The organism is Streptomyces sp. JH34, from assembly GCF_029428875.1.
Classification (GTDB): Bacteria; Actinomycetota; Actinomycetes; order Streptomycetales; family Streptomycetaceae; genus Streptomyces.
This window is the reverse complement of the sequence record NZ_JAJSOO010000001.1, coordinates 6294054-6319367: the sequence shown is the minus strand read 5'-3', so window position 1 is coordinate 6319367 and position 25314 is coordinate 6294054. Positions and strand designations below refer to the sequence as shown.

General features: G+C 71.1%; 23 protein-coding genes. 7 read left to right on the top strand and 16 right to left on the bottom strand.

Annotated features, from left to right (window positions below; all coding sequences use genetic code 11):
* The first annotated feature begins 261 nt into the window (after positions 1-261).
* The 5 genes from LWJ43_RS28470 to LWJ43_RS28450 all read left to right on the top strand — a co-directional run bounded on the left by LWJ43_RS28470 (position 262) and on the right by LWJ43_RS28450 (position 6129).
* Positions 262-1527 (top strand): glycoside hydrolase family 18 protein, encoded by a 1266-nt coding sequence (locus LWJ43_RS28470; RefSeq protein ID WP_277335039.1) that lies wholly within the window; start codon positions 262-264, stop codon positions 1525-1527.
* A gap of 440 nt (positions 1528-1967) precedes the next feature.
* Positions 1968-3131 (top strand): glutathione-independent formaldehyde dehydrogenase, encoded by a 1164-nt coding sequence (locus tag LWJ43_RS28465; protein WP_277335038.1) that lies wholly within the window; start codon positions 1968-1970, stop codon positions 3129-3131.
* A 55-nt stretch (positions 3132-3186) separates the two neighbouring features.
* Positions 3187-3429 (top strand): hypothetical protein, encoded by a 243-nt coding sequence (locus LWJ43_RS28460; protein WP_277335037.1) that lies wholly within the window; start codon positions 3187-3189, stop codon positions 3427-3429.
* A gap of 346 nt (positions 3430-3775) precedes the next feature.
* Entirely contained in the window at positions 3776-5113 is a 1338-nt protein-coding gene (locus LWJ43_RS28455) for a hemolysin family protein (protein ID WP_277335036.1), read from the top strand.
* Positions 5110-6129 carry a hemolysin family protein gene (locus LWJ43_RS28450; RefSeq protein ID WP_277335035.1) on the top strand — a complete coding sequence of 340 codons (1020 nt, stop codon included), beginning with the start codon at positions 5110-5112 and terminating at the stop codon, positions 6127-6129. Before LWJ43_RS28455 ends, LWJ43_RS28450 begins: the two co-directional genes overlap by 4 nt.
* Before the next feature lie 42 nt (positions 6130-6171).
* On the opposite strand, the gene LWJ43_RS28445 is transcribed toward LWJ43_RS28450, so the two are convergent.
* From LWJ43_RS28445 to LWJ43_RS28385, 13 genes are all read right to left on the bottom strand, one after another.
* Positions 6172-6897: a phytanoyl-CoA dioxygenase family protein gene (locus LWJ43_RS28445; protein WP_277335034.1), complete on the bottom strand. Its 726-nt coding sequence runs from the start codon at positions 6895-6897 to the stop codon at positions 6172-6174.
* A gap of 10 nt (positions 6898-6907) precedes the next feature.
* Positions 6908-7714, bottom strand: a complete 807-nt coding sequence (locus tag LWJ43_RS28440; protein WP_277335033.1) for an ABC transporter permease — start codon at positions 7712-7714, stop codon at positions 6908-6910.
* Entirely contained in the window at positions 7707-8525 is an 819-nt protein-coding gene (locus tag LWJ43_RS28435; RefSeq protein WP_277335032.1) for an ABC transporter permease, read from the bottom strand. The genes LWJ43_RS28440 and LWJ43_RS28435 overlap by 8 nt, the downstream gene beginning before the upstream one ends.
* Entirely contained in the window at positions 8522-9496 is a 975-nt protein-coding gene (locus tag LWJ43_RS28430; RefSeq protein WP_277335031.1) for an ATP-binding cassette domain-containing protein, read from the bottom strand. The genes LWJ43_RS28435 and LWJ43_RS28430 overlap by 4 nt, the downstream gene beginning before the upstream one ends.
* Positions 9493-10242: an aldo/keto reductase gene (locus tag LWJ43_RS28425; protein ID WP_277335030.1), complete on the bottom strand. Its 750-nt coding sequence runs from the start codon at positions 10240-10242 to the stop codon at positions 9493-9495. Before LWJ43_RS28425 ends, LWJ43_RS28430 begins: the two co-directional genes overlap by 4 nt.
* Before the next feature lie 35 nt (positions 10243-10277).
* A complete protein-coding gene (locus tag LWJ43_RS28420; RefSeq protein WP_277335029.1) occupies positions 10278-11057 on the bottom strand; it encodes a transcription factor jumonji in 780 nt (259 codons plus the stop codon).
* Entirely contained in the window at positions 11038-12765 is a 1728-nt protein-coding gene (locus tag LWJ43_RS28415) for a radical SAM protein (protein ID WP_277335028.1), read from the bottom strand. The genes LWJ43_RS28420 and LWJ43_RS28415 overlap by 20 nt, the downstream gene beginning before the upstream one ends.
* Positions 12762-13727: an arginase family protein gene (locus tag LWJ43_RS28410; RefSeq protein WP_277335027.1), complete on the bottom strand. Its 966-nt coding sequence runs from the start codon at positions 13725-13727 to the stop codon at positions 12762-12764. The genes LWJ43_RS28415 and LWJ43_RS28410 overlap by 4 nt, the downstream gene beginning before the upstream one ends.
* Positions 13724-14935 (bottom strand): JmjC domain-containing protein, encoded by a 1212-nt coding sequence (locus tag LWJ43_RS28405; RefSeq protein WP_277335026.1) that lies wholly within the window; start codon positions 14933-14935, stop codon positions 13724-13726. Before LWJ43_RS28405 ends, LWJ43_RS28410 begins: the two co-directional genes overlap by 4 nt.
* A gap of 200 nt (positions 14936-15135) precedes the next feature.
* Positions 15136-15297 carry a hypothetical protein gene (locus LWJ43_RS28400; protein WP_277335025.1) on the bottom strand — a complete coding sequence of 54 codons (162 nt, stop codon included), beginning with the start codon at positions 15295-15297 and terminating at the stop codon, positions 15136-15138.
* Between the two features lie 133 nt (positions 15298-15430).
* The gene (locus LWJ43_RS28395; protein ID WP_277335024.1) at positions 15431-15973 is read right to left on the bottom strand and encodes a GNAT family N-acetyltransferase; all 543 of its coding nucleotides are present in this window, start codon (positions 15971-15973) and stop codon (positions 15431-15433) included.
* Positions 15974-16742: 769 nt separating this feature from the next.
* Positions 16743-17327: a TerD family protein gene (locus LWJ43_RS28390; RefSeq protein ID WP_277335023.1), complete on the bottom strand. Its 585-nt coding sequence runs from the start codon at positions 17325-17327 to the stop codon at positions 16743-16745.
* 318 nt (positions 17328-17645) lie between these two features.
* Positions 17646-19001, bottom strand: coding sequence for a peptidase C39 family protein (locus LWJ43_RS28385; RefSeq protein ID WP_277335022.1), 1356 nt, complete (start codon positions 18999-19001; stop codon positions 17646-17648).
* Positions 19002-19188: 187 nt separating this feature from the next.
* Here LWJ43_RS28385 and LWJ43_RS28380 point away from each other — a divergent pair, with 187 nt between their 5' ends.
* Both LWJ43_RS28380 and LWJ43_RS28375 read left to right on the top strand, forming a co-directional pair.
* Positions 19189-19803, top strand: coding sequence for a uridine kinase family protein (locus LWJ43_RS28380; RefSeq protein ID WP_277335021.1), 615 nt, complete (start codon positions 19189-19191; stop codon positions 19801-19803).
* Positions 19804-20170: 367 nt separating this feature from the next.
* Positions 20171-22078, top strand: coding sequence for an AAA family ATPase (locus LWJ43_RS28375; RefSeq protein ID WP_277335020.1), 1908 nt, complete (start codon positions 20171-20173; stop codon positions 22076-22078).
* 59 nt (positions 22079-22137) lie between these two features.
* Here the strand turns inward: LWJ43_RS28375 and LWJ43_RS28370 are convergent, their stop codons facing one another.
* The 3 genes from LWJ43_RS28370 to LWJ43_RS28360 all read right to left on the bottom strand — a co-directional run bounded on the left by LWJ43_RS28370 (position 22138) and on the right by LWJ43_RS28360 (position 25280).
* Positions 22138-23220 carry a hemolysin family protein gene (locus LWJ43_RS28370; RefSeq protein ID WP_277335019.1) on the bottom strand — a complete coding sequence of 361 codons (1083 nt, stop codon included), beginning with the start codon at positions 23218-23220 and terminating at the stop codon, positions 22138-22140.
* The gene (locus LWJ43_RS28365; protein ID WP_277335018.1) at positions 23217-24611 is read right to left on the bottom strand and encodes a hemolysin family protein; all 1395 of its coding nucleotides are present in this window, start codon (positions 24609-24611) and stop codon (positions 23217-23219) included. The genes LWJ43_RS28370 and LWJ43_RS28365 overlap by 4 nt, the downstream gene beginning before the upstream one ends.
* Before the next feature lie 189 nt (positions 24612-24800).
* Complete coding sequence (locus tag LWJ43_RS28360; RefSeq protein WP_277335017.1) at positions 24801-25280, bottom strand: PH domain-containing protein; 480 nt, start codon at positions 25278-25280, stop codon at positions 24801-24803.
* Positions 25281-25314 lie beyond the last annotated feature (34 nt).

Sequence of the window (25314 nt, the reverse complement as noted above, 5' to 3'; positions counted from 1 at the left end):
AAATGTACGGCTCCGCAGCCGATCCTGCCTTCCCGGATCACGGGAGGCGCTGGCCAGCGGCTGTGGCGCGTTGAGTATGCCCGATCGGAGCGCATGCGTCACCGGGTGGCGGGAGCCGCGATCAGGGAAATTGGTCCGAACCATTGACCCAACTGGTCTAGTCCTTCTACGGTCTGCCCCAATGCCTCATCGCGTCCATGCCAATAACAGGTGGACGGGGCAGGCCCCCCACACCCAAGCCCTCCCCCACGAGGAGCCACAATGACCGGACTTCACCGTCCCCGGGCCCGTCTCCGGGCACTCGCCGCCACCGTCTGCACCGCCGCGCTGGGAGCCGCGCTGCTCGGCGTCGCGGGTACGTCCTCCGCCGGTGCGACCCCCGCCGCCTCCGCCCCGCCGGCCGTCGAGGCCGCCCCGGCCGCGGCCGGCGACAAGGTGGTCGGATACTTCACCAACTGGGGTGTCTACCAACGCGATTACCACGTCAAGAACATCGAGACCTCGGGCTCGGCCGACAAGCTGACGCACATCAACTACGCCTTCGGCAACGTCCAGGGCGGCAAGTGCACCATCGGGGACAGCTACGCCGACCACGAGAAGGCCTACACGGCCGACCAGTCGGTGGACGGCGTCGCGGACACCTGGGACCAGGAACTGCGCGGGAACTTCAACCAGTTGCGCAAGCTGAAGAAGCTGCACCCCGACCTGAAAGTCATCTGGTCCTTCGGTGGGTGGAGCTGGTCCGGCGGCTTCGCCGAGGCCGCGAAGAACCCGGCCGCCTTCGCCGACTCCTGCTACAGCCTGGTCGAGGACCCGCGCTGGGCCGATGTCTTCGACGGCATCGACATCGACTGGGAGTACCCGAACGCCTGCGGCCTGACCTGTGACACGAGCGGACGCGACGCGTACGGGGAGCTCCTGTCCGCGCTGCGGTCGAAGTTCGGCACGGACAACCTGATCACCTCGGCGATCACCGCGGACGGATCCGACGGCGGCAAGATCGACGCGGTGGACTACGCGGGGGCGGCCCGGTACCTCGACTGGTACAACCCGATGACGTACGACTTCTTCGGCGCGTTCGCGGCGCAGGGACCGACGGCTCCGCACTCGCCGCTGACCTCCTACCCGGGCATCCCCACGGAGGGCTTCGACAGCGACGCGGCGATCTCCAAGCTCAAGGTCCTGGGCATCCCCGCGGAGAAGCTCCTGCTGGGCATCGGCTTCTACGGTCGCGGCTGGACCGGCGTCACCCAGTCCGAGCCGGGCGGCACGGCGACCGGGGCGGCCCCGGGGACGTACGAGGCGGGCATCGAGGACTACAAGGTCCTGAAGGACAGCTGCCCGGTCACCGGCACGGTCGCCGGCACCGCGTACGCCCACTGCGGGACCAACTGGTGGAGCTACGACACTCCGGCCACCATCGCCACGAAGATGGACTACAAGAACCAGCAGGGCCTGGGCGGCACCTTTTTCTGGGAGCTCAGCGGCGACACGGCGAACGGTGAGCTCATCAAGGCCATCAACTAGCCCCGGCGGGGTACACGCACCGCAGGGCGGGTCAGGGGTGGGGTGCCGGGCGGGCGCCCCACCCCACCCGTCGTGAGCGGGGAGCGCGCGTCACATCGGCCGCCCGTACGCCGCTTCTCCGCCGCCGCCACGGGATCCGCCGGAGCGGGACGGCACGGCACGGGCGCCCGCTGTGGCGGCCGCCACGTACCCGGCGGCCGGCGGGAGAGTGTCCAGGCCGTCGTCCCTGAGTGGAGGATCCGGTCCGGCCTCCACGGATCCCGCCGCGCGTTCGCCACGCCGCCCGCCCGGTGACAGGCTGGTAGGACGAGCCCGGCGCGGAAGCGCCCCTGCGCACGACCGTGACGGGTGCCCAGGACAACGAGAGCGGATCACCCGTACCCCTCGCCGCCAGGGGCGGCGCATCGGTTCGGCCGGGTGGCCGGAAAGCGTGGCTCGGCATGAAGGCAGTGGTGTACAACGGCCCGCACGACGTCAGCGTCAGCGAGGTCCCCGACGCGAGGATCGAACACCCCAACGACATCATCGTCCGGATCACCTCCACGAACATATGCGGATCGGATCTGCACATGTACGAGGGGCGTACGTCCTTCGAGCAGGGGCGCAGCCTCGGGCACGAGAACATGGGCGAGGTCGTGGAGGTCGGTTCGGGGATCAGCAAGGTGAAGGTGGGAGAGTACGTCGTCCTGCCCTTCAACATCGCCTGCGGGTTCTGCAAGCAGTGCGAGCGGGGGCTGACGAACTACTGCCTCACCATGCAGCCCGATCCGGCCATGGCCGGCGCGGCGTACGGGTTCGCCGAGATGGGACCGTACGCCGGTGGCCAGGCGGAGTACCTGCGCGTCCCGCACGGTGACTTCAACGCGCTGCGGCTCGGCGAGGACGCCGTAGAGCGGCAGAAGGACTACGTGATGCTCGCCGACATCTTCCCGACGGGCTATCACGCGACCGAGATGGCGGGCGTGAAGCCGGGTGACCAGACCGTGGTCTTCGGGGCCGGGCCCGTCGGGCTGATGGCCGCGTACTCCGCCGTGCTCAAGGGCGCGGGACGCGTGTGGGTCGCCGATCACCAGCCGGACCGGCTGGCGCTCGCGGAGCAGGTGGGCGCGATCGCGATCGACACGAGCAAGGAGAACCCGGCCGAGGTGGTCAAGGAGGCCACACTCGGACTCGGAGCGGACAACGGCTGCGAGTGCGTGGGCTACCAGGCCCACGATCCGCAGGGCCAGGAGGACGCGTCCCTCACGCTCAACCAGCTCATCGACTCGGTGCGCTTCACCGGCGGACTCGGCGTCGTCGGTGTGTTCCTGCCCGAGGACCCGGGCGGTGAGGAAGCGCAGAACGCGCTGCAGGCCAAGGGGAAGATCCCGTTGGACTACGGGCTGATGTGGTTCAAGGGTCAGACGATGGGAACCGGCCAGGCTCCGGTCAAGCGCTACAACCGGGCCCTGCGCGACCTGATCGCCGGTGGCGAGGCGGAACCGTCCTTCCTCGTCTCGCACGAGCTCACGCTCGACGAGGCGCCCAGCGCCTACGAGAACTTCGACACGCGGCAGGCGGGGTGGACGAAGGTAGTGCTGCATCCGGAGACGGTCCCCGCCTGAGGTACGCGGCGGTCACGGCTGCCCAGGTCATGCGGCGGGCCCGATCGTCGGGGTCGTGACCGAGGATGGCGGCGCGGTCCAGCAGCGGGGCGCCCTCGGCGTCGGCGCCCCGCGCGGCGATGCGCTGTCCGGCCCCGGCTTCCCCGCGCAGCAGGACGGCCGAGCCGCCGGACCCCGACCGGGCCTGGGTCAGGACGCGGTCGAGCAGGGCTCGCTCCCCGTGCCGACCGACGAGTTCACTGCCGGCCATGGCGTCGGCCCTCCTCACGTGCCCGGACACGCGGCGCGTGCGGGCTGAAAGACGGCATATCGACCGTTTGTCCGAGTAGACGGCCGGTTGCCGCGGGCCGTCCGGCATCGGCTCACGGCGCGGGGAGGCGGGCCCCGGCCGGGGAGTACGCGGCCCGACCGGGGGCCACGCATCTTCTACAAGGGCGTAGAAGCATAGAGTTGCGCCTGTGGACCGGGGCGCGGGCCGTGCGCCCGGTGGCCGGGAACGTGGTTCCGGTCAGAATCGTTGTGTGTGTGCACGCCTAGATGAGGAGCCCTCGCTTGTCCGCCAGATCGACGGACCCTTCGGGATACGGTCCCCGGCCGTCCCGCCCAGCGCTTCCTGAGCACGGCACGCGGCGGGGTGGTGTCGGATGAGTGCCGTGCAGGCGTGGCTCGGCGTGCTGTCCGTCTTCGTGCTGACCGCGGGTACCGGCTACTTCGTCGCCCAGGAGTTCGCGTACGTCTCCGCCGACCGGCTCGCCCTCGCACGGGAGGCCGAGGCAGGTGACAGGAAGGCGGCGCGGGCGCTGACCGTGCTCGGACGGTTGTCGTTCATGCTGTCGGGCGCCCAGCTCGGTATCACCGTGACCGGTCTGGTCGTCGGATTCATCGCCGAGCCCTCCGTCTCCGCGCTCCTGCGTCCGGCCCTGTCCGGTCTCGGCATCCCCGAGGGCGCCCTCGGCGGAATCTCCGTGGTGCTCGCGTTCGTCCTGGCCACGGTGGTGCAGATGGTGCTGGGCGAGCTGGCCCCTAAGAATCTGGCCATCGCCGTCCCGGAGCGGCTGGCGAAGTCGCTCGCCGGCTCCACGCTGGCGTATCTCAAGGTCGTCGGCCCGGTGGTGCGGATCTTCGACGGGGCGGCGAACAAGCTGCTGCGGAAGGTCGGCATCGAGCCGGTCGAGGAGCTGCACCACGGTGCCACCCTGGAGGAGCTCGGCCACCTGATCGGCGAGTCGCACGAGCAGGGCCAGCTGCCGCGCGGTACGGCCGAACTGCTCGACCACGCGCTGGAGTTCTCGGAGCGGACCCTGCACGCGGTGATGGTGCCGCGGGCCGACGCGGTCTTCGTCCGCAGGGACGCCACGGCCGCCGAGGCGATCGGCCTCATCGGCAGGCACGGCCACTCCAACTACCCGGTCCTCGGCGACCACCCCGACGACGTCGCGGGCGTGCTGGGCGTGCGGGAGCTCATGGCGCTGCCCGCGGGCCGGCACACCGCAGCGACCGCCGGTGCGGTGGCACGCGGGGCGCTGCTGCTGCCGGACACCCTGCCGCTGCCGGCTGCCGTGGAGCGGATGCGGGAGCGGGACGACGAGTTCGCGGTCGTCCTGGACGAGCACGGCGGCGTCGCCGGGGTCGTCACGTACGAGGACATCGCCGAGGAGCTCGTGGGTGACATCGCCGACGAGTCCGACACGGTCACCGAAGTGGCCGTCGCCGACGGCGGCGGATGGATCGTGGACGCCGGGCGCCGCCTGGACGAGGTGGCGGAGGCCACCGGGATCGAGCTGCCCGCCGATGAGGACTACGACACCGTGGCCGGCCTGATCGTCGACCGGCTCGGGCGCTTCCCGGCCATCGGCGACCGTCTCACGGTGCCGCTGGCCCACGGGGCGGTCGCGGCCATCGACGTACGCGCTCTTGACCGGCACGTGCCGGAGCGCATCCGTATCGAGCGTCTGGCCGACCGGCCGGAGGAGCAGGCATGAGTTTCCCGATGGCGCTCTTCGTCACCGTGCTGCTGCTGGTCGGCAGCGGTTTCTTCGTGGCGGCCGAGTTCGCACTGGTCGCCGCCAGACGGCACCGCATGGAGAAGGCCGTGGCCGAGGGCCGGCGCGGCGCCAAGGCGGCGCTGGCCGGAATGCGCGAGCTGTCACTGATGCTGGCCGGCGCCCAGCTCGGCATCACGGTGTGCACGCTGGGCCTGGGTTCGGTCTCCAAGCCGGCGATCTCCCACGAGCTGGACCCGCTGCTGCACGACCTGGGGCTTCCCACCGCGCTCAGTTACGGCGTCGCGTTCGCGGTGGCGATGATCGTCGTGGTCTTCCTGCACATGGTGCTCGGTGAGATGGCGCCCAAGTCCTGGGCCATCGCCCACCCCGAGCGCTCCGCGATGCTGCTCTCCCCGCCCTTCCGGAGCGTCGTGAAGACGGTGCGCCCGCTGATCTGGGTCCTGAACAGGATCAGCAACGCACTGGTACGGATGTGCAGGGTCACCCCGCGCGACGAGCTGACCTCCGTCCACAACCGCGAGCAGCTCACACATCTGGTGGAGGAGTCCGAGCGGCTGGGCCTGATCAGCGAGACCGACTCCGAACTGCTGACGCGCTCTCTCACCGAGCCGGACACCCCGGTGCGCGACCTGCAGGTTCCCGCTTCCGGCATCTCCGCCGTCGACGGCGACGCGGACGCGGAACAGATCCTGCGCCTGGCGGCCGACACCGACCGCACACGGCTGCTGGTCCTCCGGCAGGGGACCGTCCTGGGCTCGGTGCACGCCCGGGACGTCCTCGTCGCGCGCGCCCAGGGACGGGCGGCCTCGGCGCGTGAGCTGGCCCGGCCCGTGCCCGAACTGACCGGGGACGCCACGGTCGCCGAGGCCATCGAGCTGCTGCGGCGGCGCCGGGCCTCGCTCGCCGTCGTCCGGGACACCTCGGGGCGGCTCACCGGCATGGTGAGCCTGGACGACCTGCTGGCCCGGTTCCTCCAGCCCCAGGCGGCTTAGGACCCGCGCCCCGGTGAGCGCCCCGGCCCCGTGCCGGGGCGCTCACGCGCGCCGGTTCACCGAACCGGCCGGGGCCCGGCCTCCTCTGCGCATCGGGAGATCGCCGAAGGCGGCGTCGTTGGGGGTGAGTTCCACGGTCCGCGCGCTCTTGTACTCATGGATCAGGATGGACCGGTGGCGGTCCGTCGTGTTGCTGCTGGCGCGGTGCACGGTGAGGCAGTGCAGGAACAGCACCGCCCCCGGCCGGGCGCGCACCGGCACCACCTCGTGGGCCTCGGGCTCGGGCTCGTGGCGGAGATGGCTTCCCGGCCACACGAGCGTGGCGCCGGACTCGGCGTCCATGTCGTCGAGGTAGATCAGTGCGGTGACCAGCTCGGGCCGGGTGTGCCGGTCCGTGTCGAGGTCCCGGTGCCAGCCCTCCTCGGCCCTCAGCCGGGAAGGGCGCAGCCGGGCGAATCCCATGTGGAAGTTGATGTCGGGCCCCAGTAAATCCCCCACGACGTCCAGGACCCGCTCGTCGTGGATGAGGGCGTACCAGTCGTCCCCGGCCAGGGGCGTGTTGACGATTTTCCATACCGCGTACGGGTTGTAGGGATCGAGGTGGGGCAGGGGCGTTCCGGACGCGGCGTGGACGTGCAGCCGGGGGTGGCCGGAGTGCGGGGGGTCGATGAGGCCGGACAGCATCTTCTTCAGCTCCGCCACCTCGTCCTCGGAGTACAGGTCGGCCACCAGGTAGCCGTCACGCTCGAACACGTCGCGGTCGTTCATGGCGGGCTCCTCATGAACCGGTGCTGGAGTAGCGGTCGATCCCGGTCCGCCAGAGCAGGACCGCGGGCAGGCACAGCAGGGGCCCCGCGAGAGGCAGGAGCCAGACGAACGGCGAGTCGGTCCTGCCGAGGATGTAGAGGCAGGGGAAGTAGCCGACGAAGGCGAACGGCACGACCGTGGAGAACACCGTCATCAGCCACTTCGGGTAGAAGCTCATCGGCAGTTGCGCGAAGGTGTCCAGACGCCAGATCAGCATGCTCAGCATCGCGTCCTGCCGCAGCCAGAAGGACAGGGCGGTGACGGCGAGGTGCATGGCGGCGAAGACCAGTGCCGACCCGGCCAGTGCGAGGGGGACGAAGAGCAGGACCGGCCCGGAGAGCTCCGCCCCGCTGACGTGGAGGGCGACGCCGAGCATGCCCGTCCCCACGGCGATCTCGATCCAGACGTCCGTGTCCACCTTCGAGAACAGGATGAGCACCAGTGGGTCCGCCGGTCGGACCAGGTAGTGGTCGAGCTCCCCGCTGCGCACCATGTCCGGGATGTCGAGGGTGCCGAAGAAGACCGTGTTCCACAGGGCGCGGGCCACCGTGGTGAATCCCGTGAGCGCCGCCCACTCGGCCAGAGTCCAGCCGTGGATGCCGTCCGAGGCGGAGAGGGCCAGCATGAGGACGGCTGCCCCGGACACCGCCTGGACCAGGGCCCCGATGTTCGCCAGTACGACCTCGCCCGGGTGCACCAGGTGGCTCCGGAAGTTCATCCGGGTGGCGAGCAGCGCGATTCCCGCGGACTTCCGCAGCCCGGCCAGGGTCTCATCCACCGGCGATCACCAGCTTCCGCAGGGCGGCACGCGTGCACAGGACAGCGGCCGCGGACAGCAGGACCGCCCAGCAGGCGCCGAGGGCGACGACCCGGGCGTCGACGAAGGGATCCCGTACCAGGGTGCCGAGCGGGGTGTAGAAGCCGTGGACGAAGGGGGTCCAGACCGCCGCGTCCCGCAGTCCGGCCGGGTAGAGCGAGATCGGCATCATCGAGCCGCCGAGCAGGAGCAGAAGTGCCTCGCGGATCTCGTTGAGCCCTTCGACACGGCGGATGAAGAAGGCCGACAGACCGATCAGATAGCTGAAGTCGAAGAGGATGACGAAGGCGATGACGGTTGTCAGCACCAGGCGCCCGGCGTGGGCGGGATCGAGGGTGAAGGGGTACAGGACCGCGGCTCCGGCGATCGACGCGGGCACGCCGACGAGCACGGTGACGCCGGCCGTGCGGCCGAGCGCGGCGGAGAACCACTGCGTCATGAACCCGGTCGGCAGCAGGAGTTCGGTGACGATCCGGCCGTCCCTGATCTTCGTCTCCAGCTGCCGGGCCAGGGCGAGGCCCGGCAGGCACAGCACCCAGACCGTCCCGGCGGCGGCGTACACCGTCGTCTGGTGCAGGGTCAGCCCGCCCTCCCGCACCTGGCCGTCCCCGCCGGCGTACACGGCACTCCACAGGGCCATCTGAAGACCGATCAGCAGGAGGGCGCCGATCCCCTGCGCGAAGGCGCGGGTCCGGTAGTGGAAGGCCAGTTTCACCTGCGTTCCGGCGATGGCCCACCGGGTCTGCCACCCCCTTCGCAGGGTGCCCGTCACGGGCCCTCCAGGTAGAGGTCCTTGATGAGCGTCTCCAGACTGGGAGCCTCGATCCGCACGTCGTCGACCTGCGGATCGGCGAAGAGGTCGGTGAGGAGTCCGCCCGGCAGCTCCCCCTGGGCGAAGGCGTACGTGGTGACGGTGCGGGTCCGTGCCTCGGCCCGGGCCGGTCCGGGCAGCGGGGGCAGCCGGTGGCCCGCCGCGTGGTGGATCACCAGCGTGCGACGGCCGCCTCCGAGTGCCCTGAGCTCGTCGATCTTCCCGTCGTACACCAGCCGACCGTCGTCGATCATGACGATGCGGTCGCAGATCGCCTCGACGTCCCGCAGGTCGTGACTGGCCATGAGGACGGTGGGCGCGGTGTCCTGGCGGAGGTCGCGCAGGACGTCGCAGATGGCCTCACGCGCGAAGATGTCGAGGCCGATGGTCGGTTCGTCGAGCAGGAGCAGACGCGGCGCGTGGAGCAGTGTGCCCACCAGTTCGGCACGGGTGCGGTTGCCGAGGGAGAGTTCACGTACGGGAGTGCCGAGGTGCCGTCCGATGCCGAGGCGGGCGACGAGGTCGTCGTGGCGGCGCCGGAAGAGGGCCGGTTCGATGTCGTAGACCCGCCGGAGCAGCTCGTAGGAGTCCCTCACCGGCAGGTCCCACCAGAGGCTGGCCCGCTGGGCGGCCAGATATCCGAGCTCCGCGGAGAGACGGCGGCGGTCTCCGTGCGGATCGCGGCCGTCCACCGTGACCCGGCCTGAGGTCGGTGTGAGGATCCCGGCGACGAGTTTCATGGTGGTGGACTTGCCCGCCCCGTTGAGCCCGATGTAGCCGACCGCCTCGCCCTCGTCCACCCGCAGGTCGATGCCCCGCAGCGCCTCCACCTCGCCGCCCGCCCTGCGCAGCAGCCGGGCGAGCCGGCCTCCGGTCTCGGGGATCCGGCGCACCCGGTAGGTGCGGTGGACGGACTCCAGGTGGACTCTCACCGGGCCGGCCCCTTCCACGCGTCGTCGGCGATGCGGTCGATGGCCTCCACCTCGGCGGGAGCCAGGGTGAACTCGTGGGCCGTGAGGTTCGCGGCGAGATGGGCGGGAGAGGCCGCCTTGGCCACGGCCGGCACCCCGTGTTCGAGGTGCCAGCGCAGCAGGATCTGGTGGACGCTACGGCCGTGGTGCCCGGCGGCGGCCCGCAGCACGGGGTGCCGCAGGTCGTTCTCGCTGAACGGGCTGTGGCCCTGGACCACGATGCCCAGGGCTGCGTGGTGACGGGCGAGGACGGGGTCGAGGAGACGCGGCCCGAAGGCGACCTGGTTCACCGCCGGGACCACGCCCGAGCGGGCGACGAGGTCGTCCACCTGCGTGGGCAGGAAGTTGCTCACGCCGATGGCGCGGGCCAGGCCCGCCTCCCGGGCTTCGACGAACCGTTCCCACACGGCCAGGGACCCGTCGGGGTCCAGCGGTCCGTGGACCAGCCAGAGGTCCAGGTGGTCCACGCCGAGCAGGTCCAGGCTGCGCAGCAGCGTCTCGCGTTCACGTCCGGCGTCCTCCTCGGGGAACTTGGTGACGACCAGCAGGTCACCGCGCTCGATGCCCGAGGCGCGGATCCCCGCTCCGACGTCCCGCTCGTTGCCGTATCCGGTCGCGGTGTCGACGCAGCGGTATCCGAGGGCGAGCGCCTCCTCCACTCCCCTGCGGGCCGCCGGTCCGCGCATCCGCCAGGTGCCCAGGCTCACCGGAGGGAGACGGAAGGACGGCGTGCCGGCGCCGCTCACCGGGCGCCGCTCCCGCCGGTCACGGCATCGAGCCTGTCGAACGTCACGCCCACAGCGGTGAGCAGGTCGTGGTTCGCCTTGTCCCCCAGGATCTCGAAGTAGCGTTGCGCGAAGCCGATGTTGGACCGGTTGACGAAGTTGGCGGTGACGGAGACGGTGCCCGTGAGGTTGTGCACCTCGTGGGCCCAGCCGCTGGGTGTCACGACGATGTCTCCCGGCTCCTGGAGCAGGGTGAGGGCGTCCGCGCCGTCTTCGCCGGGCGGGCCTCCGCAGCCGGGCGGCAGCAGGCGCATCTCCTCCGCCCGGCCGGGAGGGTGGAAGGTCCACCTCTTGCGCCCCGAGCCGAGCAGGTTCCAGGCGGAGCTCGCCATCGTGTCGACGTGCAGCGGGGAGCCGGTGCCGGCACCACCGATCATCAGCCACACCCAGTCGGGGCGTACGTCCCCGGGCAGGGCCAGCAGCCAGTTCAGCCTGCGGACCTCCCGCGGGACCAGGTCCCACAGCGTGGGCTCGAACTCGGAGACCAGCTGGTCGCGCAGGTAGAGGCCCCGTGGGTGCTCGGCCCGCAACTCGTCGAGGATCTCCCGCAGACCCACGGTCACCGGGCGGCGCCCCGCGTCCTCCGCGACCACGGGGCGGTCCTCGAGCTCCCGCAGCCGTGCCTCTCCCAGTGCCGCGTACACCGGCCAGCCACGGCCCGCTCCGCGCAGGACGGCGGGCCGGTCTCCGCACATCCCGGCGGCGGTGCCGGAGCCGTCAGGCGTTGAAGTGGTCAACGCGACTGCCTCCTTGCGCCTGACGTGCCCAGTCCTCGCGGTGCCCCCGCAGGGCCTGGGCCCCGTAGGCGTCCTCGATGTCGGCCCGTGCGCGCAGGCCCTGTTCGAGGTTCTCCCGCTCCGACATGCAGCGCGCCCGCTTCGCCGTCACCTTCTCCCGTACCGTCCCGGCCGGGTCCGACGCCCGGAAGGGCGCCTCCGGAACGGTCACGGTGCACATCGGCGCCGCCCAGCAGGTCCGGCAGGAGCCCGCCTGCACGGCGTCCCGGAACATGCCGAGCTGCTCGACCCCGGCCAGCGGGGCGACACCCCGGTCCGTGTGACCGACGGCGAAGTCCGGGGACTGGTACTCGTACGACGAGTAGAGCGTGCCGTCCGAGCCGAGCACGAGGTACTCGTTCCCCGGGACGAGCTGGACGCCCAGGAGGTGCCCGAGCCGTGGGCCGCCCTCCCTCGTCGGCTGGTTCAGGGCCCGGTGGAAGGAACGGTGGAGGAAGCCGTGGCTGAAGGCGAAGCGGTACCGGCCCGACCGCTCACGCGCGTCGTAGGGCAGCCGGTGCGCCGCCACGAAGAGGTCCCAGACCCGGCGCTGCTCGGCGAACATCTGCCGTAGGTCCGGGTAGGACTCCTCGCCTCCCGGCAGCAGCAGGTCGAAGTCCCAGGCCAGGGCGCGCAGTGCGGTCGGCCACTCACTGAAGTACCGGTACAGGGACGCCTCGTCGAGCGGTGCCGAGAGGACGCAGATGACGGCGACGCGGGAGGCGAAGTACTCGGGCCGGTACTCCGCGAGCCAGTCGGTACGTTCGCGCACCCGGTCGTGGGTCCCCTTTCCGCGCCGGTCGATCCGGTAGCGGTCGTGGTTGGGGCCGTCGATGGAGATGTTGAGGTAGATGTCGTGCTCGACCAGGAATTCGACGATCTCGGGGGTCAGCAGCATGCCGTTGGAGTTGACCTGGACGATCAGGTTCTCCGGGTTCGAGCCGACCTCGCGCTTGCGTTCCTCCAGGCTGAGTACGGCCTGCTTCAGCTGGTCGAACGCCAGCAGCGGTTCACCGCCGAAGAAGTAGACCGCTCGCTGGGCGGGCTCCAGCCGTTCCTCCCCGGTGACGAACAGGTCGATCGCCGCCTTCACCATGTCCGCGGCGGGCGATGCCGTCTGGTGGGGCCGGGTACCCGGATAGGCGCCGCCGTAATAGCAGTACGTGCAGCGGATGTTGCACTGCTCCGTGGGGTTCAGCATGAGCACCCGCACCCGCGGCTGTTCCAGGCGCGCGTCCGGCGGCAGATCGGGGAACTGCCAGCCGTCTCCGTCGAACGGCATGATCAGTGCGGCCAGTTCCTCGATCTCGCGGTCGTCCCACGGGTCGACGGACGAGGCAGGGGGGCCGCTCCGTACCTCGTCCGGGACCGGCCGGTCCCAGTGGACCGCCCGCAGCAGTGCCGCCTGGCGGGGGGTGATCCGGTGGACCCGTCCGGTGGCCGGGGCGTAGAGATGGAAGCGGCCCGCCCGGCGGTCGCTCTCCCAGACCTTGTAGAGCCAGGTCCAACCGCCTTCCTGACGAATCGTCACATCGGTCTCGCCGGCGTTGACACCGGTGGTGCGGTCCCCGTGCGTCCGGGTGCCCGGCCGGTCCGTCCGCTCGATGAGCTCGATCTGCCAGTCGTGCAGGCGGTGGGCCCCGTGCTGTTCTGCCGTGTCCGTACTCATCTGCCCCGTGTCCCTCCTCGGTGGTCGTCGTCCAGCAGTGCCCGGAGGCAGCTCATGACGAGCGCGGAGACCGTGGCGCTCGTCGCCCGGTTCTCGCGGTCGTCCTGGAGGGCCTCCACGATGTCGACGGAGACCACGCGGCGCGTACGGCACACGTGCTCGACGGCGGCGAGCAGTTCCCGCAGCCGGTAGCCCCCCGCTTCGGGGTGTCCGGTCGCCGGGAACTCCATGGGGTCGATCACGTCGAGGTCGATCGACAGATGGGTCGGCTCGTCGTCCGCGGTGTCCGCCGGCTCCGGGAAGCCGTACTCGTACGCACAGCGCAGGTTCGCCGGAAGCGGGCCGCAGGAGCCCGGCAGCAGGGTGCGTACGCCGTAGAGTTCGCAGGCGGTGACCGCTCCGGTCTGGAACAGGTGCCCCAGGAAGTCGCCGTGCGTGATGTCGGTGACACCGGGCATCGGCCGGCCGCTGAAGTCGCAGTGGGCGTCGAAGCAGACGACGCGCACCGGTCCGTGCACGGCCGCGAGTCCCGTCACGACGGGGGCGGAGAGGCTGTGGTCCCCGCCGACGAAGAGGGGGACGGCCCGCGTCCCGGTGATCCGTTCCGCGAGCCTCGTCAGTGCCCGGTAGTACGCGGCCCGGTCCACCCGGGGGTCGATCGGTACGGCCCCGAGGTCGCCGAGGTCGAAGACCCGGCGGCCGGCGAGCACCGGCCCCCCGGTCAGCGGGTCGATCAGCCCGCCCAGCGCCCCGTCGTCGTCGATGCTCCAGTCGTGCCCCGGGCTCAGCTTGCGGAAGATCTCGGGGCCGTGGCGTTGGCCCGGCACCCCTGTCACCCCGGCGTCGAACGGCAGGCCCATGATCACGGCATCGGCCGCCAGGCAACCGGACACGACGGGGTCGAGGTCGGCCGCGGGCAGCCCCAGAGCGCCCGCTCCGGGCCGGATGGAGGGGTGTCTCATGAGGCCCGCCACCCTTCGGCCGGTTCGGCACCGCCGTCGGCGACAGTGACCAGCCGGGCCCGCAGCAACGCGGAGACCAGGGCCGACACGGCTCCCGGAGAGGCATCCGCCTGTTCGGCGAGTTCAGCCATACCGACGCGCCGCGCCCGGACGAGCACCTCGCACGCCGCCCGGTGCTCCGCCGGCAGGACGAACTCCTGGTCGGCGGCGGTGAGAACCAGCCGATCCCCTCTGATTTCGACCAAGGGCGGGTGCACGGTGGCCAGTTCGACGGACGTCCCGGCCGCCGGACGCGTCTTCAGCACGTCCCAGGGCAGGCTGGCGGTGTCCCGGCCCCCGCTCCCGCGGCGCTCGGCGTCGAAGAAGTCCCGCAGCGTCACGCCCTTCGCCTCCGTCACGAACGCCGTGACGAGCCGCTCGGCCTGGGCGCGCTGCTCCTGGGGCGTCCCCGCGCGGGCCAGGCTCTCCCGTACGTCGGTACTGCCCAGCGCCCGGTACGCCACCCAGCGGAGCCAGTCGTATCCGGTGCGCCGGGTGAAGGCGAAGGTCAGGTGGAGGCTGGATTCCCCGCCCCCGCGCACGGTGTGCCACCAGCCGCGGGGCACGTGGATCACGTCGCCCGGTTCCAGCGTCTTCTCGAAGAGCACGGCCTCGGGGCAGCGGGCGGGGTCGCTGTCGCCGTACTCCGGCAGGGGGTACTCCTCCGTAGGCCCGTGCACCTGCCAGCTCTTGGTGCCGAGCACCTGGAGGACGAAGGTGTCCACCTCGTCGAAGTGGCTGGCGAAGGCCTGCGAGTCGTCGAAGGTGACGAAGAGATTGCAGGACGCGGTCTCCCCGACCATGCGCATGACGTCGTCGGTGGCGGCGCGTACGGCGGGGTGGATCCGGTCCAGCGAGTCGATGACGAGGCTGGCGCCGGACCGCATGAGCGAGAACGTGCGGCCCAGGTCCACCACGCGGTGGCCCGCTCGCGTCACCGTGTACTCGTGCTCCGGCAGCGATCTGCCTCCGGTGCACAGCTTCAGCTCCGCCGGCTCGACACGGCCCCGGGAGAGGATCTCGTTCAGATCCCTCCAGGAGAAGTGCTTCTGGAGCAGTACCGGATCGAGTTGCCGGAGCACCACGTCGGTGCTGAGGTGTTTCACCACGAAGTCAGGGCCGAACGCGGCCGTCAATGCCCGGCCGAGTTCCGAGGCGGGTGCCGTCATGATCCCCATGTCTCCTGAAGGGCTGTGTATCCGGGCGTTCCGACAACGCGGCGAGGTGCCGTAGCTGTCGTCGTGCGCCCGCCGGGGACGACGGGACAGCCCTTGGTCGCCGCCGAACGGAACGAATCACGAAAAGGCCGCGGGAATGGGTTCCGCGTGCACCGGAACCTGGCGGTCCGGTGCACGCGGAACCTCGGGCCTCACTTCACCGAGTCACCGAACATCTGGGTGAAGTCCGGGACACCCGCACGGTTGTGCGTCTTGGCGAAGGTCGCCCGCGCCCTCTCGGCCACGGGTGAAACCTCGACCTCCACCTCGGGGAATTCCTGCTCCGCGGTATTCCGTGCAGTGTTGTCAGCCATGTTCGCCTCCAGAGCGACGTCGCCGGCAGTTCCCAGCGAGAGTACGACGCCTTTTACCGGGCGAACAAGAGGCAATTCTCCGGCACCGCGCGGAGGGGAATTCGTTCGCCATTCTGTAGCGGGAAAACAAGTTCTATTCGAGGAGCTCGTCATTCCACTGCGGAGCGGTCACTTCTCCGGACAGCCAGTCCCGGCGCAGAACCGCGTATCCGACCGCGTCGTGGACCTCGCCGTCCGGCGACGGCCACGCGTCCCGGTAGTGCGCCTCCTTGGCGTAGCCGCAGCGCAGGAAGACGCGCCGCATCGGGCGGTTGTCCTGACGGGTCGTGCCCTCGATGCGGCGCACGTCGGGGAATTCCTCGAAGAGATACCTGGTCAGCCAGGCAACTACCGCGGATCCGATCCCCCGGCCGCGGTCGGCGGCCCGGAGGCGCAGGTCGAACAGCGGTGTGGTGTCACCGAGATCCATGAGGCGGACCAGACCGACGGCCACCCCGCCGTCGACCACCCAGAAACTCCTGTTCCCCTCACCCTCGAAGCGACCCTCGGTGATCCACCGGCCGGCGGTCTCCGGGTCCACCTCACGCACAGCGTGAAACGGCCAGTCGTCGCTGGTCAGAAAGTGGATCAGGGGCGTGGTCTCGGAGGCGGAAAGCCGCCGGAAGGAAATGTCCATGATCGCTACCGTACGGCCTGGGATCAGCCCGTGAACACCTGCTGGAGCCGAGTCCTGGCTAAAGGTGGGGCGCAGAGTCAGGGGCCGAATATCGATGCTGATAACCTGCCGGTGCGGGGAATAATGCACCCGCAATTCACACGAGTCACGGGCGGGGATTCAACTACTTCTCCCGGGTGGCACTTCCGGCGCGTTCATGGCCGGAATGGGTGCCCCGTATGACCCGCCGCCCTTTCGGGTACGCGTGGCGGCTGAAACGGCACGGAACAGCCGGGTACCCGTGCCGGGTCCGGGGGCCATGGACAGCGCGATGGCGTACAGCCCCGCAACGGCACCCACCGATCCGGAACCGGCCATTTCGCGGAACCGAGGAGAATCACTGCGGCTGACGGGAGGTGCGCTCCGGCGCACGCGCCGTGCGTTCACCGCGCGCACCGGTTCGGGAGGGTCCCGGCTGCAGGTGCCTGTCTCAGGGGTGCGGAACGCGATCCGCGGGACACCGCGCCGAGGGCTCGCCGGGAAGGGGCCGGGGCCGGTGACACAGGTGCGGTCCGGGGAACGCGCGGGTGTACCCGCGGAGGATCTCCGCGGCTGGGGCGGCAGGCAGGCACCGATGTCGATGCGCGGATGCCCGCCGGCGGCTCGACGCTCCGGTGCCCGGGCGCCGGCGCCGGGGGGCAGGCACCCGGCGCGACGGGCGCCGTCGAGCGGTAGGAGCTCGAACCGGCGCCCGAGGCCGCGTGCGGCCGGGGAGTCCCCGGCCGCGGGACTACTTGCTGATCGCGAAGCGCATCAGGGCGTGCTCGTCACCCGGCTTGATCTTCCCGGTCGTGTTGATCACTTCGAGCTTCCACGAGCCGCCGACCCGCACGGCCTTCGCCACCGCGCAGCCGTTGTCCTGCGTCAGCAGGCTGGGCCAGATGTCGGCCACCTGCTGGGTGGTGCCGCCGGAGGCGTCGTAGACCTTGAAGCTGATGTTGCGGGCCTTCTGGAAGGAGCTGCCCTTCTTGAAGGCGGCGGCGACGAACACGATCGACGTGATGTTGGCGGGGACGCGTGAGAACTCCACGGTGACCGTCTCGTCGTCACCGTCACCGCGCCCGGTCTGGTTGTCACCGCTGTGCACCAGGGAGCCGTTGCCCATGGGGTCCAGCGAGTCGAGGCCCGCCAGACGCACCGGGTCCGCGCCCTGCATGGCGATGGCGATCAGGTCGAGGTCGGTGCCGGTCTTGCGACGGAGCATGCCCATGACCCCGCCGCTGCTCCCGGCCGTGGGGTCCCAGGACACACCTATGGACAGGTGGGTGACGCCGTCCAGGTCCGCCGGCCCGTCTTCCTTGCTGAGCGTAATCATGCGTGGATCATCCTCTGGTGATGGAACTACGACAGACCGAGTCTGCCTGGCGTCCCACCGGTTCCCCGCGCCGGGCCCCGCATTCCCACCCGGTCCCGGGCCGCGCCGGGCCGTCTGCCGGAGGGTCACGGCTGTCCACGTCGTGCGGTCCTCAAGGCTGTGGGACCTCAGCGGTCCTCGCCGAGGACGACGCCCGCCGCGCACGTCCTCGCCCCGGCCACGCACCCGGGGTGAAGACGTGCGCCGGCCCTGGTGACGGCGAGGGGTGCGCACCGCCCTGCCGTCAGGTCGTCGAGGCGGCCTTCGGCACCCGCCCGGTCAGGCCAGCCCCAGCGACCTCAGGACACGGCGCTGAGCCGCACTCGGACCGGAGGGCCAGTAGACGTAGCAGACTCCGCCCGTACCGCTCCTGACCACGCCGTTCGCGTCGTACCGCTTGGTCCTCAGCCAGATGTTCTCCCACTCGCGCCGCCGGTAGACCCGGCGCACCGCGTCGTTGGACGGTGAGGCGGGGTCGTTGGCGATCACGTCGCCGTCGGCCGTGAAGCCGATGACCGTCATCAGGTGGCCGGATGTTCCGTAACCCGCCCCCGTCAGCTCGCCCTTGAGGAACGACTGCGACGTTATGACCGGGATGCCCGCGGCGATCAGCTTCCCCAGGTCGTCGAGCGATCCGAGCCGGGTGACCACCGCGTTCATGTCCTTGTACGTCGCCGCGTAGGCGGCGTTGAAGGGCCAGTTGCCGCAGCCGTCGTACTGGTAGTCGAACGTGTAGCGGGCCGCGTGACAGATCTGCGGGTCGGCGAGACCCGGCTTGACCCAGGCCAGGTCCTCGGGCGTGGGCTTGCGGCCCCAGTGCTCGATGATCATCTGCGAGGAGGTGGGGCTGCACCAGGCCTCGCCCCCGTTGTCGTACTCCGGGTACTCCCCCACGTGGACGTTCTGGGAGTAGCGGGGCACCGCCAGCTCCCGGGCGGCACCGGGCGTGGTGGCCGGGACGGTGAAGCGGTCCGGGACGTCCGAGGCCATGGCACCCACGCGGTACACGGTGGGCGTGAGGCGGGTGCCGGGTGTCCGGTACAGGGTGAGCCTCAGCCGGTACGACACCAGCCGCAGGCCGCTCGCCGCGTCGTCGAGCGAGAAGGTGTCGGTCCAGACGGTGCTCCTGCCGTCCGTCTGGTCGTCGACGGAGGTCCGCCGGATGTCCGTGTCGGCCGAGGCCCAGCGGCCCATGACGTACCAGGGGGTGTCCGTGCCGTCGGAGTAGCCGCCGCGCAGCTCGACCTGGATCCAGGTGCCCTGCGGGGTGGCCGCGTTCCAGGAGGCGATCACCTCGGTGGCGGGGACCGCCGGGTGATGGGCCGGGGAGGTCCAGCTCGCGTACTCCCAGGTGCTGGTCGTACCGGTGTGCGGATCGGCGTAGTCGGTGCTTCCGGCGGGGGCGGAGATCACCAGGCCGGGCCGGAGGCCGGCGACGGCGCGGGTCCCGTCGGAGGAGCCGCCGCGCCAGTCGGTGCAGGTGGTCCAGAAACGGTTGTCCACGAGCGAGGCCGCCGCCGGGGCCGAGGAGGCGCGGGAAGGCACGGCGCCGGCCGGGCCGGCGGAGGCGACGGCGCCCGCCCCGGCCGCGAGCGCGGCGGTGAGCACGGTCCTGCGTGAAGTCGGTCTGGTCATGGGCGAGACCCCCGGTCGTTGAGCGGAATGGGGCTGCGGGTGCCGATCGGTGCGCCAACTATCGCGGGTCGGGACCGCATCCGGCCAGTGATTCGACCCGCGCCGCGGCGGCAATATTGGTCTGCTCCACTGGCGTGACCTGGGCGGGGCCGGGAGTGGCCCCGCACGGTCTCGTAGGGTGGAGGACATGAACGACCTGGCGGACCACGCGCGCCGACTGCGCTCCCTGCCTCCTTCCTGCGGTCCGGTGCGGCTGATCGCGGTCGACGGCCACGCGGGGTCCGGCAAGAGCACGTTCACGGGCCGCCTGGCCACGGCACTCGGTGACGCGCCGGTGCTGCGCCTGGACGACCTGGCCACGCACGAGGAACTCTTCACCTGGACGGAGCGGCTCCGCGCGCAGGTGCTGGACCCCCTGTCGCGGGGGCAGCCGGCGCGGTATCTCCCGTACGACTGGACGACCCGGCGCTTCGGGCCCCCGAGGACGTTGGACCCGGCCCCCGTGCTGCTGATCGAGGGGGTGGGCGCGGGCCGCTCCGCGGTGCGGCCGTTCCTCGCGCGGCTGCTGTGGATCGAGGGGGACAGCGAGGCGTCCTGGGAGCGTGGCCGGCTGCGCGACGGCCCCGGGCTCTCGGATTTCTGGGACGGCTGGACCGTGGCGGAGCAGCGCCATTTCGCCGCTGATCCCTCGCTCCCCTTCGCGGACGTGGTGATACGGCGGGGACTCAGGGGATACGAGTGGCTGGAAGGGCCTCACACGGCAGCGGGGGCGAGTCACTTCGTCACGGACAGTGAAGCCTGAGGATCACCCTGTCGGCCGAGAGGAAGTACCGCCGGTCGGACCTCAACTCGGCTTGACCGAGGGGCCGTACAGGTCTTACGTTCTCGATGTGCGGCTTTTCGGAGCCCCCGCAGACACGAAGCCCCCGGTCGTTCCCCCGTGACCGGGGGCTTCGTTCTGCCCTCCCGCGACCCCGGGCAGGGCCTTCCGCTCACCCTCGGTCACCACCTCCGGAGCGCCGGTAACGTACTTAACCGCTCACTCCCTGTGCAGGTACGATGCGTCTCGGATGTGGTCAATTCCCGTCCCCGGCACGGTGATTAGGACCGCCACGCTGGGCATGCTGTGCGGGCGGGACATTCTGGGGGCTCGGTTTGTGGGGGACCTGATGGACATCGGCACGCCGGGCACACAGGCCCCGGCCGACCTTGCCTGGCTGCGCGGGGTGGACGCCTACACGATGGGCGCGTACCCGCAGGCCGAGGAGGAGTTCAGAACCGCGGTACGCCTCGACCCGGGCATGGCGGACGGCTGGCTGGGCCTGCACGCGCTGCGGATCGACACGACCACGGCGCTGTTGCGCATGTTCCGCCACCGCGAACGCTTCGGCGAGCAGCGCGCCCGCCACCGTCGCACACTCAACTCGTGGTACTGGCTGGGCTGGTGGGTGCAGCCGGTGCTGGAGAGTCCGCGCGATCTGCTGCTCGCGCACGCGTCGCACTGGCTGGACGGCCGCCATGTCGCGGAGCTGGACCGGGCGTTGGCGGGGCTGCCCCCCGTCGACACCGATGCCCAGGTGCGTTTCCTGCACGCCTGCCGCTCCTACCTGGTCAAGGACTGGGAGCAGCTCGTACGCACCACGGAGCAGCTCGTGGACGATCCGCTGCTCGGCATCGAGGCGGGCCTCTTCGGCGGCATGGCCCGGGTGCGCCTGGAGATGTACGGGCAGGCGGAGCCGCTCCTCTCGGCCGCCCTGATGCGATGTCGCAGTGAGCAGCCTCAGCGCAAGGAGCTGCGCTACTGGCTGGCGCGGGCGCACGAGGGCACCGGTCGCAGCGCCGCGGCCCTGCCGCTGTACCGGGCCGTGCACCGTGTGGACCCGGCCTTCATGGACACCTCGGCACGACTCGCGGCGATCTCCGAGGGGGACGGTTACGACGAGGCGGTCGACCTCGCCGCCGTCTCGCTGGCCGGCTTCGGCGCCGACGGCACCGGGGTCGAGGCACGGGCGGACGGCGACACGGCGCTCGACACCGACCTGGTGGACGGCCGTGAGCCCTGGCTCGGCGGCGACCCGAAGGTCCTCCCCGGTGCCGGGGTGCCTTCGTCCGGGCCCGGCGGCGACGGGACGCGGGCGAAGCGGGGCGCGCCGCGCACCGCCGTCTTCCCCGCGGGACCGAGTGACCCCGCGATGCTCGCGAAGGCCCTGGCGGAACTCGAGCGGATGGTCGGGCTCGAACCGGTGAAGCGCCAGGTCAAGGCTCTCTCCGCGCAGCTGAACATGGCACGCCTGCGCGCGGAGCAGGGCCTGCCGGTGCAGCCCCCGAAGCGCCACTTCGTCTTCTCCGGCCCGTCCGGGACGGGCAAGACCACGGTCGCCCGCATCCTGGGCCGGGTGTTCTACGCGCTGGGCCTTCTCGGCGGCGACCATCTGGTGGAGGCCCAACGCGCCGACCTGGTCGGCGAGTTCCTCGGGCAGACCGCGGTGAAGGCCAACGAGCTGATCGATTCGGCCCTCGGCGGGGTGCTGTTCGTCGACGAGGCGTACAGCCTCTCCAACTCCGGTTACAGCAAGGGAGATGCGTACGGCGACGAGGCACTGCAGGTCCTCCTCAAGCGGGCGGAGGACAACAGGGACCATCTCGTCGTCATCCTCGCCGGCTATCCGGAGGGCATGGACCGGTTGCTGTCCACCAACCCTGGTCTCTCCTCGCGCTTCACCACGCGGGTCGACTTCCCGAGCTACCGCCCCCTCGAACTCACCGCGATCGGCGGGGTGCTGGCCGCCGACAACGACGACGTGTGGGACGAGGAGTCCCTCGACGAGCTGCGCAGCATCAGCGGGCACGTGGTCGACCAGGGGTGGATCGACGAGCTGGGCAACGGCCGATTCCTGCGCACCCTGTACGAGAAGAGCTGCGCCTACCGTGATCTGCGGCTGTCCGGATACACCGCCCCGCCGACCCGGGAGGATCTGGCGACGCTGCGGCTGCCGGATCTGATGCAGGCGTACGGCGAGGTGCTGTCGGGGCGGGGCCCCGTGGACCGGGGTTCACCGGAGCCCGGAACGCTGTGACGAGGCCGCCGGACGGCCCCTGAGGGACCGCCCGGCGGCGGAGGATCAGCCCGGGCCGGTCATGCCAGAGGAGCCATGGCCTTCGGCGCCTCCGGCGTGCGACGGGGTACCGAGACGCGGTGGGCGGGGTCCCGGACCTCGCCGACGAGCTTCTCCAGGACGTCCTCCATCGCGACCAGGCCGAGCACCTTGCCGGACGCGTCGGCGACCTGCGCGAGATGCGTGGCGGCGCGGCGCATCACCGTCAGGGCGTCGTCCAGGGGGAGTTCGGCCCGGAGCGTGGCCATGGGGCGCCAGATCTGCTGCGGTACGGCACGCTCGCCGTCCTCCAGTTCCAGGACGTCCTTGACGTGCAGGTAACCCATGAACCCGCCGCCCTCCGCACAGACCGGAAAGCGTGAGTAGCCGGTGCGTACGGTCAGCTCCTCGATGCGGCGCGGGGTGACGGAGGGATCCACCGTCACCAATGACGCCCGGTCGAGCAGTACGTCGGTCACGGGCCTGCTGCCCAGTTCCAGGGCGTCCCCGAGGCGTTCCCGCGCCTCCGGCTCCAGCAGGCCGGCCAGACCCGCGTCCTCGACCAGCCGGTTGAGCTGCTCACTGGTGAAGACGGCCTCGACCTCGTCCTTCGGCTCGACGCCGAAGAGCCTCAGCACGATCCGGGCACAGGCCCCGAGCGCGGAGGTGACGGGCCGGCAGAGCCGGGCGAACCCGACCAGACCGGGGCTGAGCCACAGCGCGGTCTTCTCGGGCGCGGCCATCGCCAGGTTCTTCGGGACCATCTCACCGATGACGAGATGGAGGAAGACCACGGAGACGAGGGCGACCGCGAAGCCGAGCGGGTGCACGAGTCCCTCGGGCAGATGTGCCGCGTGGAAGACCGGTTCCAGCAGGTGGGCGACGGTCGGCTCGGCGACGGCGCCGAGGGTGAGGGAGCAGACGGTGATGCCGAACTGCGCGGCGGCCATCATCTGCGGCAGGTTCTCCAGGCCGTACAGCACCTGCCTGGCCCGGCTCGACCCGCCCGCCGCGAGGGGTTCGACCTGACTGCGCCGTACGGAGACGAGCGCGAACTCGGCGCCGACGAAGAAGCCGTTCGCCAGCACGAGGAGACCGGCGAAGATCAGCTGCACGAGGCTCATCGCACGGCCTCCATGAGGTCCTGGGTGAGCCGCTCGGGGCCTTCCGGCACGTCCGGCCGTCCGGCAGGAGGTACCGGTATGTCCGTCAGACGGACGAAACGGACCTGCTCGGCGCGGTAGTGGCCGACCTGGCGGACCGCGATCCGCCAGCCGGGGAGCTCCGCCCGGTCGCCGGGTGCGGGGATGCGCCCCAGGAGATCGGCGACCAGGCCCGCCACGGTCTCGTACGGCCCCTCGGGTACGGCGAGGCCTATCCTCCGCAGGGTCAGCACCCGGGTGCTGCCCTCGACGTCCCAGCCCGCACGGCCGTCGTCGGCGACGACGGGCGTCAGCTCGGGCCGGTCGGCGCCCTCGGCGTCGTGCTCGTCCCTGACCTCGCCGACGAGTTCCTCGACGATGTCCTCCAGGGTGACGACTCCGGCGGTGCCGCCGTACTCGTCGACCACGACGGCGATCGGCTGCTCGCTGCGCAGCCGCTGGAGCAGCTGCTCGACGGGCAGGGTCTCCGGCACCAGGAGCGGCGCCACGGCGATCCGGCTCACCGGGGTGCGCAGCCGGTCCTGGGAGGGCACGGCCAGGGCGTTCTTGAGGTGGACCATGCCGACGACCTCGTCGATGCGGTCCCGGTAGACCGGGAAGCGGGACAGTCCGGTGGCCCGCGTGAGGTTGAGGACGTCCGCCGAGGTCGCCGAGGCCTGCAGTGCGCTGACCTTCACCCGCGGGGTCATGACGTGCTGCGCGGTGAGACCCGCGAGGGACAGGGTCCGCACGAAGAGATCGGCGGTGTCCTGCTCCAGGGTGCCGGCCTCGGCGGAGTGCCGGGCCAGGGAGACGAGCTCGCCCGGGGTCCTCGCCGAGGCGAGTTCCTCGGTGGGTTCGACGCCCAGCAGCCGGACGAGGCGGTTGGCCACGGTGTTCAGGGCGGTGATCACCGGTCGCAGGAGCGTCGAGAAGCGGTGCTGGGGCCCGGCGACGAACCGGGCGACCTGCAGCGGCCTGGAGACCGCCCAGTTCTTCGGGACGAGTTCGCCGATCACCATCTGGACGGCGGAGGCGAACAGCATGCCGATCACGACGCTCACTCCGGGAACGGCCCCTCGGGGCAGTCCGGTGGCGGTGAGCGGTCCGGCGAGCAGCTGGGCGAGCGCCGGTTCGGCGAGCATGCCCACGACCAGCGAGGTGATCGTGATGCCGAGCTGGGTGCCGGAGAGCTGGAAGGAGAGTTCACGCAGGGCGGCGACGACGGTACGGGCCCGGCGGTCGCCCTCGGCGGCGGCGCGTTCGGCGTCCGGCCGTTCCACCGTGACGAGCCCGAATTCGGCTGCCACGAAGAACCCGTTGGCGAGGATGAGAAGGAATGCCGCGAGAAGCAGCAACAGGGGGGTGGTCATGCCGCCGCCTCCGGGGAGAGGGCGGCGCAGGTACTACCGGACGATCCGTCCATTGCTGGAGGGAGTCACTCCTTGGGTCGCAGGAATGTGCCCCGCGGGCCTCGGGAGGCCTTCTGGTGCGGGGCGGGGCGCACCCGGTGCGCCGCCGGTCCCAGAATAATCGGGATCGGGCCGAACGGGGCAGGGGGCTCAGCCGTTCTCCGTGGCGTTGTTCACTCCGCTGCCGTGGATCTCGACGAGCGCGCGCAGCGCCCGGGCGTCGGTGACGGCCCGTTCCCGGGCGATTCCGGGCTGGATGCCGAGTGCGGGCATGCTGGTGCCGTCGCTCAGGTCGAGGAAGACCCACGGATCGCCGGCACGCAGGTTGACGCGGAGGATCTCCGCCCAGGCAAGCCGACGGGTGCGGGTGATGTTGACGACCGTCACTCCTGCCTCGTCGGCCACGACGCGGGGCCTGCTGAGCAGGGCGAGCACACCGAAGAAGAGCAGGGCGACGAAGACGAAGCTGGCCCGCTCCCCCGGACCGAGGTTCTCCAGGACCATCGCGACCGCGGTGATGACGACGAACATCGCCGCCCCCACGGCCAGCAGGACCACCCGGGTGAGCGTGGGCCTGAAGGTGGCCGGGAGGGCGGGCGGTTCGGTGGCCCGGGGTGCGGGAGCGGACATGGCGGCGCTGTCGTCCTTAGCTGTGCTCGGGGTC